Origin of the sequence: Pseudolactococcus reticulitermitis, assembly GCF_002260845.1 — a bacterium.
In the GTDB taxonomy this organism is placed as follows: domain Bacteria; phylum Bacillota; class Bacilli; order Lactobacillales; family Streptococcaceae; genus Pseudolactococcus; species Pseudolactococcus reticulitermitis.
Genome location: NZ_BEDT01000002.1, coordinates 407179 through 421246, shown reverse-complemented (window position 1 = coordinate 421246; position 14068 = coordinate 407179). Strand labels below are relative to the sequence as shown.

Genomic DNA, 14068 nt, shown 5'->3' with positions numbered 1-14068 from the left:
TGGAATTTTCACCCCTGAACTCGTGAAAATTCTATTTTAATGTATAGGGGCAGATTGATTGTAGCCATTTGGCTTACTAGATTCGTCTTTATTATTGGACGAGTTATCCTAATCAAAAAGCCTAAAAATATGGTAAAATAATAGTGTTGTACCTTTGGTACAAGCTATTTTTTATGTGATGACGTGATGGTCTTGCACGAAAAAATTTTTGATACGAAAAGAGTAACTATGCTAACTAAAAATGACCTACTTGAAAAATTACCAGAATTGACAGTGAAATTTGACGAACCGCTCTCAAATTATACCTTTACAAAAGTGGGCGGGTCAGCTGATTTCCTTGCTTTTCCGACAGATAAATATCAGCTCCAAAAATTGGTCAAATTGGCCAATGCAACGCAAACGCCTTTCATCGTTTTGGGCAATGCCAGCAACCTCATCGTGCGCAACGGCGGTATCCGCGGGGTGGTGATTTTACTCGAAAAAATGAACGTCATTCGTGCCAATGGTTATGTGATTGAAGCGCAGGCTGGCGCTAGTTTAATCGACACGACGCAAGTCGCTTTGGCAAATTCCTTGACTGGCTTTGAATTCGCCTGTGGTATTCCAGGGTCAGTTGGCGGTGCTGTCTTTATGAATGCGGGAGCTTATGACGGCGAGATTTCGACAGTCCTCTCTAGTGTTCAAGTTATGGATCAGTCAGGCGAGATTTTCGTGATTGCTGCCGAAGATATGCAGTTTGGCTATCGAAAATCAGTCCTTCAAAGTCAGCACTATATCGCTTTATCAGCTAAATTTTCACTCAATAACGGCGATTACAATCTGATTAAAGCTGAAATGAACCGTTTGACGCATTTGCGTGAATTGAAACAACCGCTTGAATTTCCAAGCTGTGGATCAGTCTTTAAACGTCCAGTCGGTTATTTTGCGGGTCAATTAATTCAAGATGCTGGCCTTCAAGGGCATCAAATTGGTGGCGTTCAAGTGTCCGAGAAACACGCTGGTTTTATGGTGAATGTCAACAACGGCACTGCCAAGGACTACGAGGACTTGATTGCCTACGTCATTGCGCAGGTTGAAGCGACTTCTGGTGTGACTTTAGAGCCAGAAGTGCGGATTTTAGGAGAGGAAAAAATTGACGACTAACCCTATCATCGAATTTAAACATGTGTCGAAGTCCTTTGAGGACAATGGTCAAATCATTCTTAAAGACATCAATTTTGAGCTAGAGGCAGGGAAATTTTACACGCTGCTAGGGGCATCAGGCTCTGGAAAATCAACGATTTTGAATATTATTGCGGGTCTGACAGATGCAACGACTGGAGATATTTATCTCGACACTGAACGCATCAATGATGTCCCAATCAATCAGCGTGATGTGCATACCGTTTTTCAAAATTATGCGCTCTTACCGCATAAAAATGTTTTTGATAATATTGCTTTTCCTTTGAAAATTCGGAAAGTGGACAAAGCGCAGATTGAAAAACGTGTCCTAGAAGCGCTGAAAATGGTGCGATTGACTGGTTTTGAAAATCGTCGGATTCAAAAATTGTCAGGTGGTCAGCGTCAACGTGTCGCGATTGCCAGAGCCATTGTCAATCAGCCTAAGGTCGTTTTGTTAGACGAGCCTTTGAGTGCCCTCGACTTGAAATTGCGAACTGAAATGCAGTACGAGCTACGTGCCTTGCAACAAAAACTTGGCATTACTTTTGTTTTCGTTACCCATGATCAAGAAGAAGCCTTAGCCATGAGCGACTGGATTTTCATCATCAATGATGGCGAAATCGTCCAATCAGCCACGCCAGTTGATATTTATGACGAGCCAATCAATCGTTTTGTGGCGAATTTTATCGGCGAGTCCAACATTGTCACAGGGATTATGATAGCCGATTATCTGGTCGAGTTTAATGGCAAAAAATTTGAATCTGTCGACGGTGGCATGCGAAAAAATGAGCCTGTCGAAGTTGTCATTCGGCCTGAAGATCTGAGATTAACCTTACCAGATGAGGGGAAATTAATCGTTAAAGTTCAGACGCAACTTTTTCGTGGGGTGCATTACGAAATTATCGCAGTGGACGAACTAGGGCAGGAGTGGATGATTCATTCGACACGTCGCGCCATTGTGGGCGAAGTCATCGGTCTGGATTTTGAGCCAGAAGACATTCATATCATGCGACTCAATGAAACAGAAGAAGAATTTGATGCTCGGATTGAAGAATATGTCGATGAAGAAATTGTCGAAGCTGGTCTGATTAATGCCATCGAGGAAGAAAATATCAAAGACTAACTTAAATGGGGAAAAATGGGAAAATATATCGCGGTACCAGATACACTAGCAGAAATATTAACTGATGACGAAGCTTTGATTTTAGAAGCAGTTGATAACGGCTTTTCGCTTAAATTAGAGAGCGCATCAGATCATAATCAGCAAAATTTTTCTTTACGTCATTTATTCATTCCTAGTTTATTTGCTTGGCTGATGGGGCTGATGACTTTCTTAGTAAGTCAAAAATCACAAATTTCTTTCACAGGAAATGAGCTGATTTCTGTTGCAAATGCGAGTTCAGTTTTTGGGATATTATCAGGTTTGGTCTCCTTTGTTTTGGCTTATCGCAAGACGCCGCATGCACGGGCGAGACAGTCTTGGTTCACAAAAATGCGGGAAACCTTGACTTTGGCATTGACCTATACTTTAGTGACCTTAGCGGTTACAGTCATCGCTTTTTATGTGATGCGCTATACCTTTAATGGCGTGAGTTTTGATCCTGTGACCGCTTCATTATTTGTCTTGGCGTTTTCTGCGATTATCAACTTTGTCCTCATTTCTTCAGCCATGTCCGTCAAGGTCTCTAATTTAATTACCATGCTATTTGTCACATTTATCGGTGGCGTGCTGGTTGCCATGGCGATGAACAATCAACGAGATTGGTGGCGCTTTAATTTTAGCTTTTTAGGCACTTCTGAAGCTAGAACCTACTGGGAATTTAACCTAACGCTGATTTTTTCAGGCTTGATTTTACTGACGATTACAGACTACTTGTTTTCAGAATTTTCGAGAAGTGATGCCTATACCAAAAAAAGTACAGTTGTGCGATTTTTCTATTACTTGATTGCGGTTTTGATTGCCTGTGTCGGTATTTTTCCAGCCAATGATTATTCTTGGACGATGACGGTGCATAACCTAGCAGCCTTTGGTATTGTTGGCTGTATCATGGTTTTAATCCTACTTTTAAGATGGCTCTTGCCTGAGATTTCAAAAGAGTTTCTCGTCTATTCTGCTATCACCTTGGGCCTATTAGTCTTATCTACTTTTTTATTTTTAGGTATTCATTATTTATCTCTGACATTTTTTGAAATCATCGCCTTTGTTATTGCCTTTATCTGGCTAGTGATGCTAATCAATGCGATTCAAGATTTATCGCAAGCTCATCGTCGCTGGCAGCTTAAACTTGTCGATATGACACCAGAAGAAACATTATGACTAAAAAAAATCAATTATCTGCCATTCCTTATGTGCTCTGGCTGTTCTTATTTGTCCTAGCGCCGATTGCTTTGCTGATTTATAAATCATTTTTCGATATTAATGGCAATGCGACCTTGGCGAATTATGGGACGTATTTCACCAGTTGGACTTATCTGAAAATGTCGGTTAACTCCGTCATTTATGCGGCAATTATCACAGCCGTGACACTTGTGATTAGTTATCCAACCGCCTATTTTTTGACGAAATTAAAACACAAACAACTGTGGTTGATGTTAATTATTTTACCCACTTGGATTAATCTCTTGCTCAAAGCCTATGCCTTTATCGGCATTTTTGGCCAATCTGGGGCAGTGAATAGTTTTCTAAACTTTATGGGACTAGGGAGCCAACAAATTCTCTTTACTGATTTTTCTTTCATTTTTGTGGCGGCTTATATCGAAATTCCTTTTATGGTGATACCGATTTTTAATGCCATTGATGAGATTGATGGTAATTTAATCAAAGCTGGTTATGATTTAGGCACAACACGGCTTCAAAATTTCACACAGATTATTTTCCCGCTTTCCATGAACGGTGTCAGATCTGGCGTGCAAGCGGTCTTTATTCCAAGTCTGAGTTTATTTATGCTGACACGCCTTATCGGTGGTAACCGCGTGATTACGCTGGGCACTGCCATTGAGGAACATTTTCTCGTCACGCAAAACTGGGGCATGGGCGCAACTATCGGTATGGTACTGATTATTACCATGTTCGTGGTCATGTACCTAACACGGGAGAGGGGGAGCAAAGCATGAAGCGACGTTTTAAATTTGAAAATGCCTATTTGATTTTTGTTTTTGCTCTCTTGTATTTGCCGATTTTCTATCTAATCGTTTATGCCTTTAACAAAAATGGCAATATGAACGCCTTTACCGGCTTTACTTTGGAGTATTTTCAGGCATTATTTGCAGATCGTCGTTTAATCTTAATTGTCGTTCAGACCTTTTTGCTGGCTTTTCTATCTGCCTTTATTGCGACGATGATTGGTACTTTTGGGACGATTTATATTCATCAGTCTAAAAAGAAACGTCAGCATACGATTTTAGCCTTGAATAATGTCTTGCTGGTGTCGCCAGATGTGATGATTGGGGCGAGTTTCCTGATTCTCCTGACTTCTATCGGGCTTAAACTAGGCTTTGCCTCTGTCCTGATGGCGCACATCGCTTTTTCAATTCCTATCGTTGTGCTGATGGTCTTGCCCCGCTTGCAGGAAATGGATCAGGATATGATCAATGCTGCCTATGATTTAGGCGCGACCCAGCGCCAAACGATGACGGAAGTCGTGCTACCATTTTTAACACCGGGGATTATCGCAGGCTTTTTCATGGCCTTTACCTATTCTTTGGATGATTTTGCAGTGACTTTCTTCGTAACGGGGAATGGTTTCTCGACTTTGTCTGTCGAAATCTACTCTCGCGCACGCCATGGTATCTCGCTTGAGATTAATGCATTATCTGCGCTAGTGTTTATGCTTTCAATTTTGCTCGTAATCGGGTATTATATGATTATGAGGAGTGCGGATGAAGAAAAATAAGGTTACCCAAAAAATCATCTTCTTGACCATCATGCTAGTGGCTTTAGCCGGCGTTTTTGGCTTTTTAAAATGGCAAGGTGACCCTAAAGGTGGTGATGCAGTATCGAAAATTACTTGGCAAGATCACACTTATATCTATGACCAAGCAGATTTATTGTCAGATACGACAGAAAATAACTTAAATCATCAACTCGAAAATTTAGATGTGGGCAAAAAAGCGCAAATCATTGTTTTGACCGTTGACGATTTAAAAAATAAGACGATTCAAGAATACGCCAATGCTGTGTTTAATCAGACAGGAATTGGCGATAAAGCGTCTGATAACGGCCTACTCATGCTGATTGCTAAAGATGAGAAAAAAGTATGGGTGGAGGTTGGTCAAGGACTTGAAGGTGAGTTGAATGACGGTAAGGTTGGTCGTATTTTAGATACTGACTTTGTGCCTTACCGTGTCAAAGATGATTATGACACCGCAGTAACCAAAACTATTTCAGCATTTTCAGATGTCTTAACTGGTTATGTTAGTCGTGAAGCATCATCTGATGAGACTTCTCAGAACGATGATAACGACGAAACAACTCATCAGTCTAGGGGAAGTTCGCTGGGAGGGATGATTATTTTCGGCATCATCTTAATGTTTGTTTTTGGGATGATTTTTACAGGTCACGGCGATGTCCTCGTCTGGCTTCTCCTTGCGATTTTTAATAATCGTGGTGGTGGTTCAGGCGGTTATGGTGGTGGCTCTGGTGGTTCATCAGGTGGTAGTGGCGGCTTTGGCGGCGGTTCTTCATCAGGTGGCGGAGCTGGTCGATAAAAGATTGACTTTACAAGATAGAAAAGAGAAAAAAGATGAATTTTATGAAGAAAAATAGCCTAGTCATTGGTATTTTAGCAGTCCTTGTCATTGTGATTGTTGCCTTTTTCAGCATTGGCAATGGGATTACGAAAGAAGAAAATAGTGTCGATTCAGCCTATGCTGATATTGATACGCAACTGCAACGACGGAACGACTTAATCCCTAACTTGGTCGAAACGGTTAAGGGGTATGCAACGCATGAAGAAAAAATCTTTACCGCCATTTCGACTGCTCAAAGTGCCATGAGTAAAGCTGAAACGGTTTCTGATAAGGCAACAGCTAGCAATCAAATGAGCTCAGCTTTGAATGGTTTGCTACGCTTGCAAGTTAGCTATCCTGATATCAAGGCGGACAAACAATTCACGCAGTTAGCAGATGAATTAGCAGGGACTGAAAATCGTATTACGGTTGCGCGGAAGAATTATAATGATGCTGTCAAATCTTATAACACCAAAATTTCACTTTTCCCAACATCTATCGTCGCAGGGATGCGTGGTGCGACTAAAAAAGACTATTTCAAAGCGGCTGAGTCTGCCAAAGATGCCCCCAATGTTAATTTCGGTGATAGCAGTCAATAAATGAAAAGATTAGTCTACTTTATGGGAGGTGTCCTTGCGATTATTGCCGTGCTTGGCCTCTTAGCCGTTAAATTATCCGCGGATAGCGGCAGTTCTGCGATCAGTAACCAGCTTACCATTTACAACTGGGGCGATTATATCGATGAAAGTTTACTGAAAAGTTTCGAAAAAGAGACGGGTTACAAGGTCAATTATGTGACTTTTGATTCCAATGAAGCCATGTACACGAAAATTAAGCAGGGTGGGACGACTTATGATATTGCCATTCCCAGCGAGTACATGATTGATAAGATGAAGTCGGAGAAGCTTTTAAATCGGCTTGACCATTCGAAAATCAAGGGCTTAGCGCATATCAATCCTCGGTTTTTAAATCAAAGTTTTGATCAGGGCAATGTTTACTCGATTCCTTATTTCTGGGGGACGCTTGGGATTACCTATAATGACACGATGGTACAGACGCCACCTGAGCATTGGCGGGATTTATGGTCGCCTGAGTATCAAAATAATCTGATGTTGATTGATGGGGCGCGTGAAGTGATTGGGCTTGCGCTTAATGAGCAAGGTGATAGCGTCAACTCAAAAGATATGGGGCAGCTGAATAAGGCTTATAACCATCTCAAATCTTTAACGCCTAATGTTAAAGCCATTGTTGCTGATGAAATTAAGCAGTATATGATTAACAACGAAGCGGCAGTGGCAGTCACGTTTTCAGGGGAGGCGGCAGAAATGGTCAGTGAAAACGAGCATCTGCATTATGTCGTCCCAAGTGAGGGCTCAAATCTCTGGTTTGACAATATCGTGATTCCAAAAACAGCGAAGAACTATGCTGCGGCTTACGCCTTTATCAATTTTATGCTGAAACCTGAAAATGCAGCTAAAAATGCAGAATACGTTGGCTATGCCACACCAAACATGAAAGCCGAGGCTTTATTGCCTAAGACAATCACGTCAGATAGAGCTTTCTACCCAGATGCCACGGCTATGAAAAATCTGGAAGTCTATCGAAATCTTGGCCCTGAATACCTAGGGATTTACAACGATTTGTTTTTAGAGTTTAAGATGTATCGGAAGTAGGTGACAAAATGACCACTGATTTAATGAAAATACCCGGCATCGGTATGAAAATGGCGGAGCACCTGACCAAAGCAGGTTTTCCAACGATTGCCTCCTTGCGAAATCATAGCCCAGAAGCAATCTATGTTGCGGATTGTTTGGCACAAGGACTGGGGGAAGGTGAGCTAGATAGATGCGTTCTTTATACTTATCGCTTAGCTGTCTTCTATGCCAATCATGACGGTGCACTACCTGCTGACAAACAAAATTGGTGGGATTGGAAGGATTGATAGATGAAACTAGAAAAAACGAGTTTGTAGCTCGTTTTTTTGTTGTGATTAGCGCGACACCTGCCAAGATGTGATATAATGAGGTCATGACTAATTTTAATAAAAATGATATTTTTGAAGTTCAAGTAATAGATTTGACCCACGAGGGAGCGGGTGTTGTCAAGATTGACGGCTACCCGTTTTTTGTGGAGAATGCTTTACCGGGTGAGATGATTGAGATGCGCGTCTTGAAAACAGGTAAAAAATTCGGATTTGGTAAGGTTGAAACTTACCTCACGACTTCTGAGCACCGCGTCACAGATATCAATCTTGACTACTTGCGAACAGGCATTGCCGATTTCGGCCATTTAGCCTATGCTGAGCAATTGAAATTCAAGCGCAAGCAGATTGTCGAGCTACTCTCTAAAACAGCGCACAAGGCTGATTTTCCTGTTCTAGAGGCCATTGCCAGCCCAGACGTTACACAATATCGCAATAAGGCCAGCATCCCTGTCCGTTCAGTCAATGGCGTGCTGGAAACGGGTTTCTTCCGCAAACATTCCCACACGCTGGTGCCGGTTGAAGATTTCTTTATCCAACAACCTGAAATTGATGAGGTCGTCATCGCAGTTCGTGATTTACTCCGAAAATTTGGCCTCAAAGCCTACAACGAGACTGAAAATACTGGTTTTGTTCGCAATATTGTCATTCGTCGTGCTCACGCAACTGGCGAAATTATGGTAATTTTCGTCACACGCAAGGCTTCTTTCTTCAAAGTAGACAGTGTTATAAACGCTCTTACCAAGCAATTTTCAGCCATTAAGTCTGTGATGCAAAACGTCAACACTTCTACTGGTAATAACATCTTTGGAAATGATTGGCACGTGCTGTTTGGCCAAGATTTCATCACCGACATTATGTTAGGGCGCAAATACGAGATTTCTGCACCCTCATTTTATCAGGTCAATACGCCAGCAGCAGAAGTGTTGTATGCAAAAGCGATCGAGTTTGCGGATTTAAACTCAGATGATGTCGTGATTGATGCCTACTCAGGTATCGGGACGATTGGCTTATCGTTTGCCGACAAGGTCAAGCACGTCTATGGCGTTGAAGTCGTAGCTGCAGCTGTTGAAAATGCGCGTAAGAATGCTGAGTTAAACGGTATCGACAATGTGACTTACGTAACGGGTAAAGCCGAGAAAGTCATGGGCGACTGGGTCGCTGATGGTGTAACACCTGATGTGATTTTGGTTGATCCACCGCGTAAGGGGCTTGATGAGACTTTTATCAAGTCAGCCGCGAGCGTCGGCGCGCGAAGTCTTATTTATATTTCTTGTAATGCAGCAACCTTTGCGCGTGATGTGGTGCGGTTTGAGGAGTTAGGCTATGTGCTTGAGAAGGTGCAGCCTGTTGATTTGTTTCCGCAGACGCATCACATCGAGTGTGTAGCATTACTATCTAAGGTTAAATAAGGCTTGAACCTTTTGTTTATAGGGTTTCTCAGGCTTTCTGGACTTGTGTCTAGGGAGCTTTTTTAGTGCCTGAAACGGAGTTTTAGCGTGGGTTTAGGGGTTAGGGTTGAGTGTGCGGCTTGGTTATTTGGGAGCTGAGTGAGTAGGTTGGATGTTTTTTTGGTATTAGATTGATAAGGAGATTATTTTGCGAAGAAAGTAAAATCATAGAACAAAATTACAAGTAACGTTTCCTTTTTGTGACGTTTAGAATATTTTTGACAAAACTTGCAATTCGCTAAACAATTTGCATTAGCACAAATAGCCGAATAGGCAGTTTTTTTATCATAAAAATTGCATATCTGTGAGATTATTTTAGCATATTGTGATATAATATCAGCAGGTATTGAACAAAAGTAGAAAGATTGAGGTGAAAAAATGCCAATATCATATAAAAGATTGTGGAAATTACTGATTGATAAAGATCTTAATAGAACCCAATTAAAGGAATTATCGGGAGTTAGCGCCAATGTAATTGCGAAACTTGGAAAAGATGAACCTGTGGCGATGGAGTCATTGGTGAAGATAGCTGAGGCGCTTAAAGTCGATTTTGGCGATATTGTGAACATAGAGAATGGAGAAAGCGAAAATGAATAATAGTAAACTACCAATCTTTCAATCAAATGACATCAATATTTCAAATGAAGTGAATATGGTTTGGTCAATTGCAAACACACTTCGTGGCGCTTATCGTGCTGATAAATACCGAGATGTCATCATTCCGCTATTTGTCATTGCAAGACTTGAGGCTGCTCTGCTACCTACGAAACAAAGCGTGGTAGAAGCCTATGCAAAAAATCAAAATACCCCTAAACAGGTATTGGAGTCCATCTCCGGCTATAAGTATTACAACGCCAGCAAATTTACGTTAAAAAACTTGCTAGATGAGCCAGATAACATCAAAACTAACTTTGAGAGTTATCTAGAAGGTTATTCTAATCGGGTTCAAGATATTCTGAAAAGCTTAAATTTAGCGCCGAAATCGATATAATCATCGCTAGGTTGATACAAAGAAATAGGATTGAAATGGCTTGTATATAGGCTTTCCGCTCGCAGTTGGGAGTTGAAGGTCTTTTTGTTTGTCGTTTTTTATGTTTGGTGACGACGTTCGATTTCGTAGGGGGTGTAGGGGTGTGGAACGTTGATTTTTCCGTTTATTCCGCTGAGGCTAGGGGTGTTTAGTGGGGTGTGCTTGCTCGAGATATTTAAATCGAGGGGGTGTGTAAGGGGGTGTTTTCTGCCAGTCGACCACTTTCCGCAGACCCACCATGTTGAGAACATTGCAGATGATAGCAAAAGACTAGTTTAACCCTATATAATATAAGGCTTCAGCGTTTTCTGGCATATCTGCCAGATTGCGCTGAAGCCTTTTTTTGTTGTGATTTTTGTCGAAAATAGAGGTTAGGGTTGAGTATAGCGTAATGATAAATCGGTAAAAATTAGGGGTGGGGTATAGAAGAAAGATGTAGGCTTGTCAGCAAATTCAAATGCGTGAAACGATTTTAAAAAGCGCGTCTTCTAATATGGTGTCAAATCTATCATCGGGGTTCAAAGGAAAAGATCCAACACCCTGATATGGATACGAATCACCGACAATAAATAGATTGTCAACTTGTCCGGGGAACAAAACAAAGGATCCAACTGTGTCGGTAATGCCATCTCTATAGGCATGCATTTTTACGATGTCATCATTTTTGCTAGACTCATCATAAGAAACTCTGAATTTCGAATCAAAGTGATAGTATTTAGTTTCTCCTCCTATAAAAACCTGTAAAGTGAAATCAGGCTTGAATTCAACGGAGTAGGAGTCATTATTTTTAAGAGTGAATGAATGTTGAAATAAAAGTTTTGTTGAATATAAGGTGTCATTGCCTTTAAAGGTAAACTCAACGCTACCGTTATCTTCGCCTAAAGATAAGGTGTATATCTTCTGAGTAGAGGCGACAGTAATAGTCGAATTAGATGGTGACGAATAGATTTTTTCTAAAATGTCAACAAGTCTAAATAAACTTACGTATTCATATAGTTTATCGATAGATTTATTCTCGAACAAGTCTATTAAAGAAGATGTATCGAAACAACTAGTGGGGGTTTGTTTTAAGTTTATAAATTCGTTGTAAAGTTGCTTATAACCATATTGCTTTGTAAGGGCGGTGCTAGAATGGTTTAATAAGTTGAGATTAGAGACATTCTTATAAAAATCCAGTTTTAAGAGCTGCTGAATCGCATCTCTATAATCGTGCAATTCGCCTATCAAGAGAGCATTTTTAGAGGTGTTTTCTGAATCCCGTTCCGAAAGTTCAAGTATAAAATGGCTCAATATTTTAAGAGAAAGTTTTAGAAAAAATTTCACAAACTGATTTTCATTTATGTCTGTTGTGACAACGTTTATATGTTCATTCATAACTAAAGGGACATTGCCTGAGAATTTTTGCGACAATGATGGTTTGCTATTAGATTTGGACAAGGGAGTGTTTCCTGAGAAAACATCCATAATACTTTCGGGTGAAACGTTTTTGATCTGAGTAATATGTTTTTGGGTAACATTCTTTATAAATTGGCTGTTTGGATTGGTCGCTATGAATTTTGCGAATCTCGTAATATTCCCCTGCTTTAAGGAATGATACAATTTTTGGTATACATAAAAATCTTGAAATTTATCTTTGTTTTTCTTGAAAACTCCTTGGGATATCCCTCTACTTGAAAAGAATTGAGAGATAGTAGCCTGTACCCGCTCGTCAATCTCGCTTATCAGTTTTTCAACATCATGGGTATCCATTTTTTTTGATTCAACGACAAAGACAACATCTCTAAATTTTGCTTTCCCGATAAAATTTTTAAATAAAATAGTTCCAGAATTATGGCGGCCGATAAGTCCGCTATAAAAATAATCGTCTTTGTTGAGGGGAGCATTGGATAAACCAACTATGTTGTAAGATGTCCATTCGTAAAGATGAACTATCCCGCTGGAATCTACCCGGATATCTGAGTTTGATTCGTCGCAGCTGATAGTAGTCTCACAGCTATTTTCTAGCTGGTCTAGTTCTTTGTCGCTAGTTATACTTGAAAACAAAATGAAGCGTTCAAATTTTATAGCTTTGTAATATTCCATAAAAGTCACCTACTCGATGAATGTTGCATAACCGACTAGGTTAAGCGAATTTTGCATCTTAGCTAATTTAGCTGCAGAGCGTACTAAGTTTTTCTCAGTAGATAAGTCTAGCAAGGCAACTATAATAGTAGATATTTCATCGTCTGAGCCACTGATTTTAGGCAATACTTTTTGTAGGATTTGCAAGTCAATTGCAGAGATAACATCCGTTGAAGCAGAGCTACTGCCGCAATAATTTAAGACAAATGAGCTGATTTCGTTGAAAACACGATAGCCGAAGTGCTTGTTTTTGTCTTTTAAAATATCGAAAGCTGATATAAGTATTTTGAATTCGGTAGGATATAGTCGCGTTAATTCTTTTGTATCTTTTGTTGTTGCTAATGAAATATCGAACGAGAAAGGAGCGTTACTTTTGGGTGGTAAAGTATGGCTAATTGATGGTTTTGTTCCGTAATCAAAAGCGGCGAATAAATCGATGTCATTTAACTCTATAACGTTACTTCTATCCAAGACTTTAGGGCTGAACATATACGTAGTTTCGTCAACGTTCACGGTGCCAATCACAAATACATTCAAAGGTATTTCAATTGCAGAGGGCACATAATAGCCTTCATCGTTGATTAAAGAATCTATATAGTCATCTTGAGTTTCAACGGTTTTAAGCGGATGCTCAAAATTGTGCAGGTCGATTTTACCTTGCTTAATTGAATTCGTTTCTGTCACGAATGCATTTCTGATTTTACTAAATTGCGCTCTAGTAGGATCATCCATTTCGGAAAATGATTTTAGTTTATATGAGTTACCTTGAGGTTCAGCCCAGAATGCTTTGCCAGCAAGGCGACTTCCATCGGCTTTTAGGCCGTTGGGGAGAGTTCCTTTGCGATCTTGATTTAGTTCAGAACGAAATTGCGCAGTTGGGTTAGAACCTGTAGATATAGTGTCTAGCCACCATTTAGCTATGGGTGTTTCTCGATAGTCTTCCACGCTGCGAAACTTGTTGTCCCCCATTTGAATGGCAGATAAAATTATAGCTTGCGACAGAGTTATATTCCCGCCAAGTGTGCTTTTTACAGAAACGAAGTCGCTCGAAAAAGATTGGCTTTTAGTCTCTCTCCGACTCTCGATTAAGCTTAAAAAGTCGGAAAAATAGTATTCCACTTTGGCTAAATTCATCTCGTCAAGCACAAGAAAGTAGGGCTTTTCAGGATTAGCTTTTGCTCGTAAAAATAATTTTAAAGTGGGGGTTATTTGATAGGTGTCGTTTAACAAGTTGTGATACCCGAAAATACCGCGATTATCCGTCCAGTTAGGTTTGACCGCGATTAGTTCATAGTTATCTTCGTTTTCGTACGCTATTCCCATGTATTCAGCGAACAGGTCGGCAATCTTTGACTTCCCAGATCCACTGATTCCAGAGAGAATGACAAATGGCTTGGTTATCAGAGAGGTATAAAAATCGTAAATCTGTTCATCACTGTAGAAAAAACCTTGTTCCTGCATGAAAAGAGAAATATCCTCTAGAGTTTTATCGAAATTAACTGTCATCTTGCATCTCCAAAAGTAATTAATGTTAATTCTATTATATCACAAAAGGGTGGTGTTTCCTAAGGGTGTCAAGATTAGTTGTGCGAAAAC

At 40.3% G+C, this 14068-nt stretch carries 14 protein-coding genes; 12 read left to right on the top strand and 2 right to left on the bottom strand.

Features of this window, described 5'->3' with window-relative positions; translation table 11 throughout:
* Window positions 1–228 precede the first annotated feature (228 nt).
* The 12 genes from murB (at window position 229) to RsY01_RS05875 (ending at window position 10312) form a co-directional block, all read left to right on the top strand.
* Window positions 229–1143: a UDP-N-acetylmuramate dehydrogenase gene (gene murB / locus RsY01_RS05930; RefSeq protein ID WP_094784682.1), complete on the top strand. Its 915-nt coding sequence runs from the start codon at window positions 229–231 to the stop codon at window positions 1141–1143.
* On the top strand, window positions 1133–2284 hold the full coding sequence (locus RsY01_RS05925; RefSeq protein WP_094784624.1) for an ABC transporter ATP-binding protein: 1152 nt from the start codon (window positions 1133–1135) through the stop codon (window positions 2282–2284). Before murB ends, RsY01_RS05925 begins: the two co-directional genes overlap by 11 nt.
* 15 nt (window positions 2285–2299) lie before the next feature.
* Window positions 2300–3478 carry a DUF998 domain-containing protein gene (locus RsY01_RS05920; RefSeq protein WP_094784623.1) on the top strand — a complete coding sequence of 393 codons (1179 nt, stop codon included), beginning with the start codon at window positions 2300–2302 and terminating at the stop codon, window positions 3476–3478.
* Entirely contained in the window at window positions 3475–4275 is an 801-nt protein-coding gene (locus RsY01_RS05915; protein WP_094784622.1) for an ABC transporter permease, read from the top strand. Before RsY01_RS05920 ends, RsY01_RS05915 begins: the two co-directional genes overlap by 4 nt.
* Complete coding sequence (locus RsY01_RS05910) at window positions 4272–5054, top strand: ABC transporter permease (protein ID WP_094784621.1); 783 nt, start codon at window positions 4272–4274, stop codon at window positions 5052–5054. Before RsY01_RS05915 ends, RsY01_RS05910 begins: the two co-directional genes overlap by 4 nt.
* The gene (locus tag RsY01_RS11090; protein WP_157905785.1) at window positions 5041–5868 is read left to right on the top strand and encodes a TPM domain-containing protein; all 828 of its coding nucleotides are present in this window, start codon (window positions 5041–5043) and stop codon (window positions 5866–5868) included. The genes RsY01_RS05910 and RsY01_RS11090 overlap by 14 nt, the downstream gene beginning before the upstream one ends.
* A 35-nt stretch (window positions 5869–5903) precedes the next feature.
* Window positions 5904–6488: a LemA family protein gene (locus RsY01_RS05900; protein ID WP_174655189.1), complete on the top strand. Its 585-nt coding sequence runs from the start codon at window positions 5904–5906 to the stop codon at window positions 6486–6488.
* Window positions 6489–7562: an ABC transporter substrate-binding protein gene (locus RsY01_RS05895; protein WP_094784620.1), complete on the top strand. Its 1074-nt coding sequence runs from the start codon at window positions 6489–6491 to the stop codon at window positions 7560–7562.
* An 8-nt stretch (window positions 7563–7570) separates the two neighbouring features.
* Window positions 7571–7831, top strand: coding sequence for a helix-hairpin-helix domain-containing protein (locus RsY01_RS05890; RefSeq protein ID WP_094784619.1), 261 nt, complete (start codon window positions 7571–7573; stop codon window positions 7829–7831).
* An 86-nt stretch (window positions 7832–7917) separates the two neighbouring features.
* Window positions 7918–9282, top strand: a complete 1365-nt coding sequence (gene rlmD, locus RsY01_RS05885) for a 23S rRNA (uracil(1939)-C(5))-methyltransferase RlmD (protein ID WP_094784618.1) — start codon at window positions 7918–7920, stop codon at window positions 9280–9282.
* 417 nt (window positions 9283–9699) lie between these two features.
* Window positions 9700–9918, top strand: coding sequence for a helix-turn-helix domain-containing protein (locus RsY01_RS05880; protein WP_094784617.1), 219 nt, complete (start codon window positions 9700–9702; stop codon window positions 9916–9918).
* A complete protein-coding gene (locus tag RsY01_RS05875) occupies window positions 9911–10312 on the top strand; it encodes a type I restriction-modification system subunit M N-terminal domain-containing protein (RefSeq protein WP_094784616.1) in 402 nt (133 codons plus the stop codon). The genes RsY01_RS05880 and RsY01_RS05875 overlap by 8 nt, the downstream gene beginning before the upstream one ends.
* A gap of 492 nt (window positions 10313–10804) precedes the next feature.
* Here the strand turns inward: RsY01_RS05875 and RsY01_RS05870 are convergent, their stop codons facing one another.
* Window positions 10805–12433: a DUF2357 domain-containing protein gene (locus tag RsY01_RS05870; protein ID WP_094784615.1), complete on the bottom strand. Its 1629-nt coding sequence runs from the start codon at window positions 12431–12433 to the stop codon at window positions 10805–10807.
* 9 nt (window positions 12434–12442) lie between these two features.
* Window positions 12443–13978, bottom strand: a complete 1536-nt coding sequence (locus RsY01_RS05865; RefSeq protein ID WP_094784614.1) for a DUF8727 domain-containing protein — start codon at window positions 13976–13978, stop codon at window positions 12443–12445.
* Window positions 13979–14068 lie beyond the last annotated feature (90 nt).

Excerpts from the sequence above, each read along its gene's own strand:
- murB (WP_094784682.1), top strand. The coding sequence starts at position 229 with ATGCTAACTAAAAATGACCTACTTGAAAAATTACCAGAATTGACAGTG.
- RsY01_RS05920 (WP_094784623.1), top strand. The coding sequence starts at position 2,300 with ATGGGAAAATATATCGCGGTACCAGATACACTAGCAGAAATATTAACT.
- RsY01_RS05915 (WP_094784622.1), top strand. The coding sequence starts at position 3,475 with ATGACTAAAAAAAATCAATTATCTGCCATTCCTTATGTGCTCTGGCTG.
- RsY01_RS05910 (WP_094784621.1), top strand. The coding sequence starts at position 4,272 with ATGAAGCGACGTTTTAAATTTGAAAATGCCTATTTGATTTTTGTTTTT.
- RsY01_RS11090 (WP_157905785.1), top strand. The coding sequence starts at position 5,041 with ATGAAGAAAAATAAGGTTACCCAAAAAATCATCTTCTTGACCATCATG.
- RsY01_RS05900 (WP_174655189.1), top strand. The coding sequence starts at position 5,904 with ATGAATTTTATGAAGAAAAATAGCCTAGTCATTGGTATTTTAGCAGTC.
- RsY01_RS05895 (WP_094784620.1), top strand. The coding sequence starts at position 6,489 with ATGAAAAGATTAGTCTACTTTATGGGAGGTGTCCTTGCGATTATTGCC.
- RsY01_RS05890 (WP_094784619.1), top strand. The coding sequence starts at position 7,571 with ATGACCACTGATTTAATGAAAATACCCGGCATCGGTATGAAAATGGCG.
- rlmD (WP_094784618.1), top strand. The coding sequence starts at position 7,918 with ATGACTAATTTTAATAAAAATGATATTTTTGAAGTTCAAGTAATAGAT.
- RsY01_RS05880 (WP_094784617.1), top strand. The coding sequence starts at position 9,700 with ATGCCAATATCATATAAAAGATTGTGGAAATTACTGATTGATAAAGAT.
- RsY01_RS05875 (WP_094784616.1), top strand. The coding sequence starts at position 9,911 with ATGAATAATAGTAAACTACCAATCTTTCAATCAAATGACATCAATATT.
- RsY01_RS05870 (WP_094784615.1), bottom strand. The coding sequence starts at position 12,433 with ATGGAATATTACAAAGCTATAAAATTTGAACGCTTCATTTTGTTTTCA.
- RsY01_RS05865 (WP_094784614.1), bottom strand. The coding sequence starts at position 13,978 with ATGACAGTTAATTTCGATAAAACTCTAGAGGATATTTCTCTTTTCATG.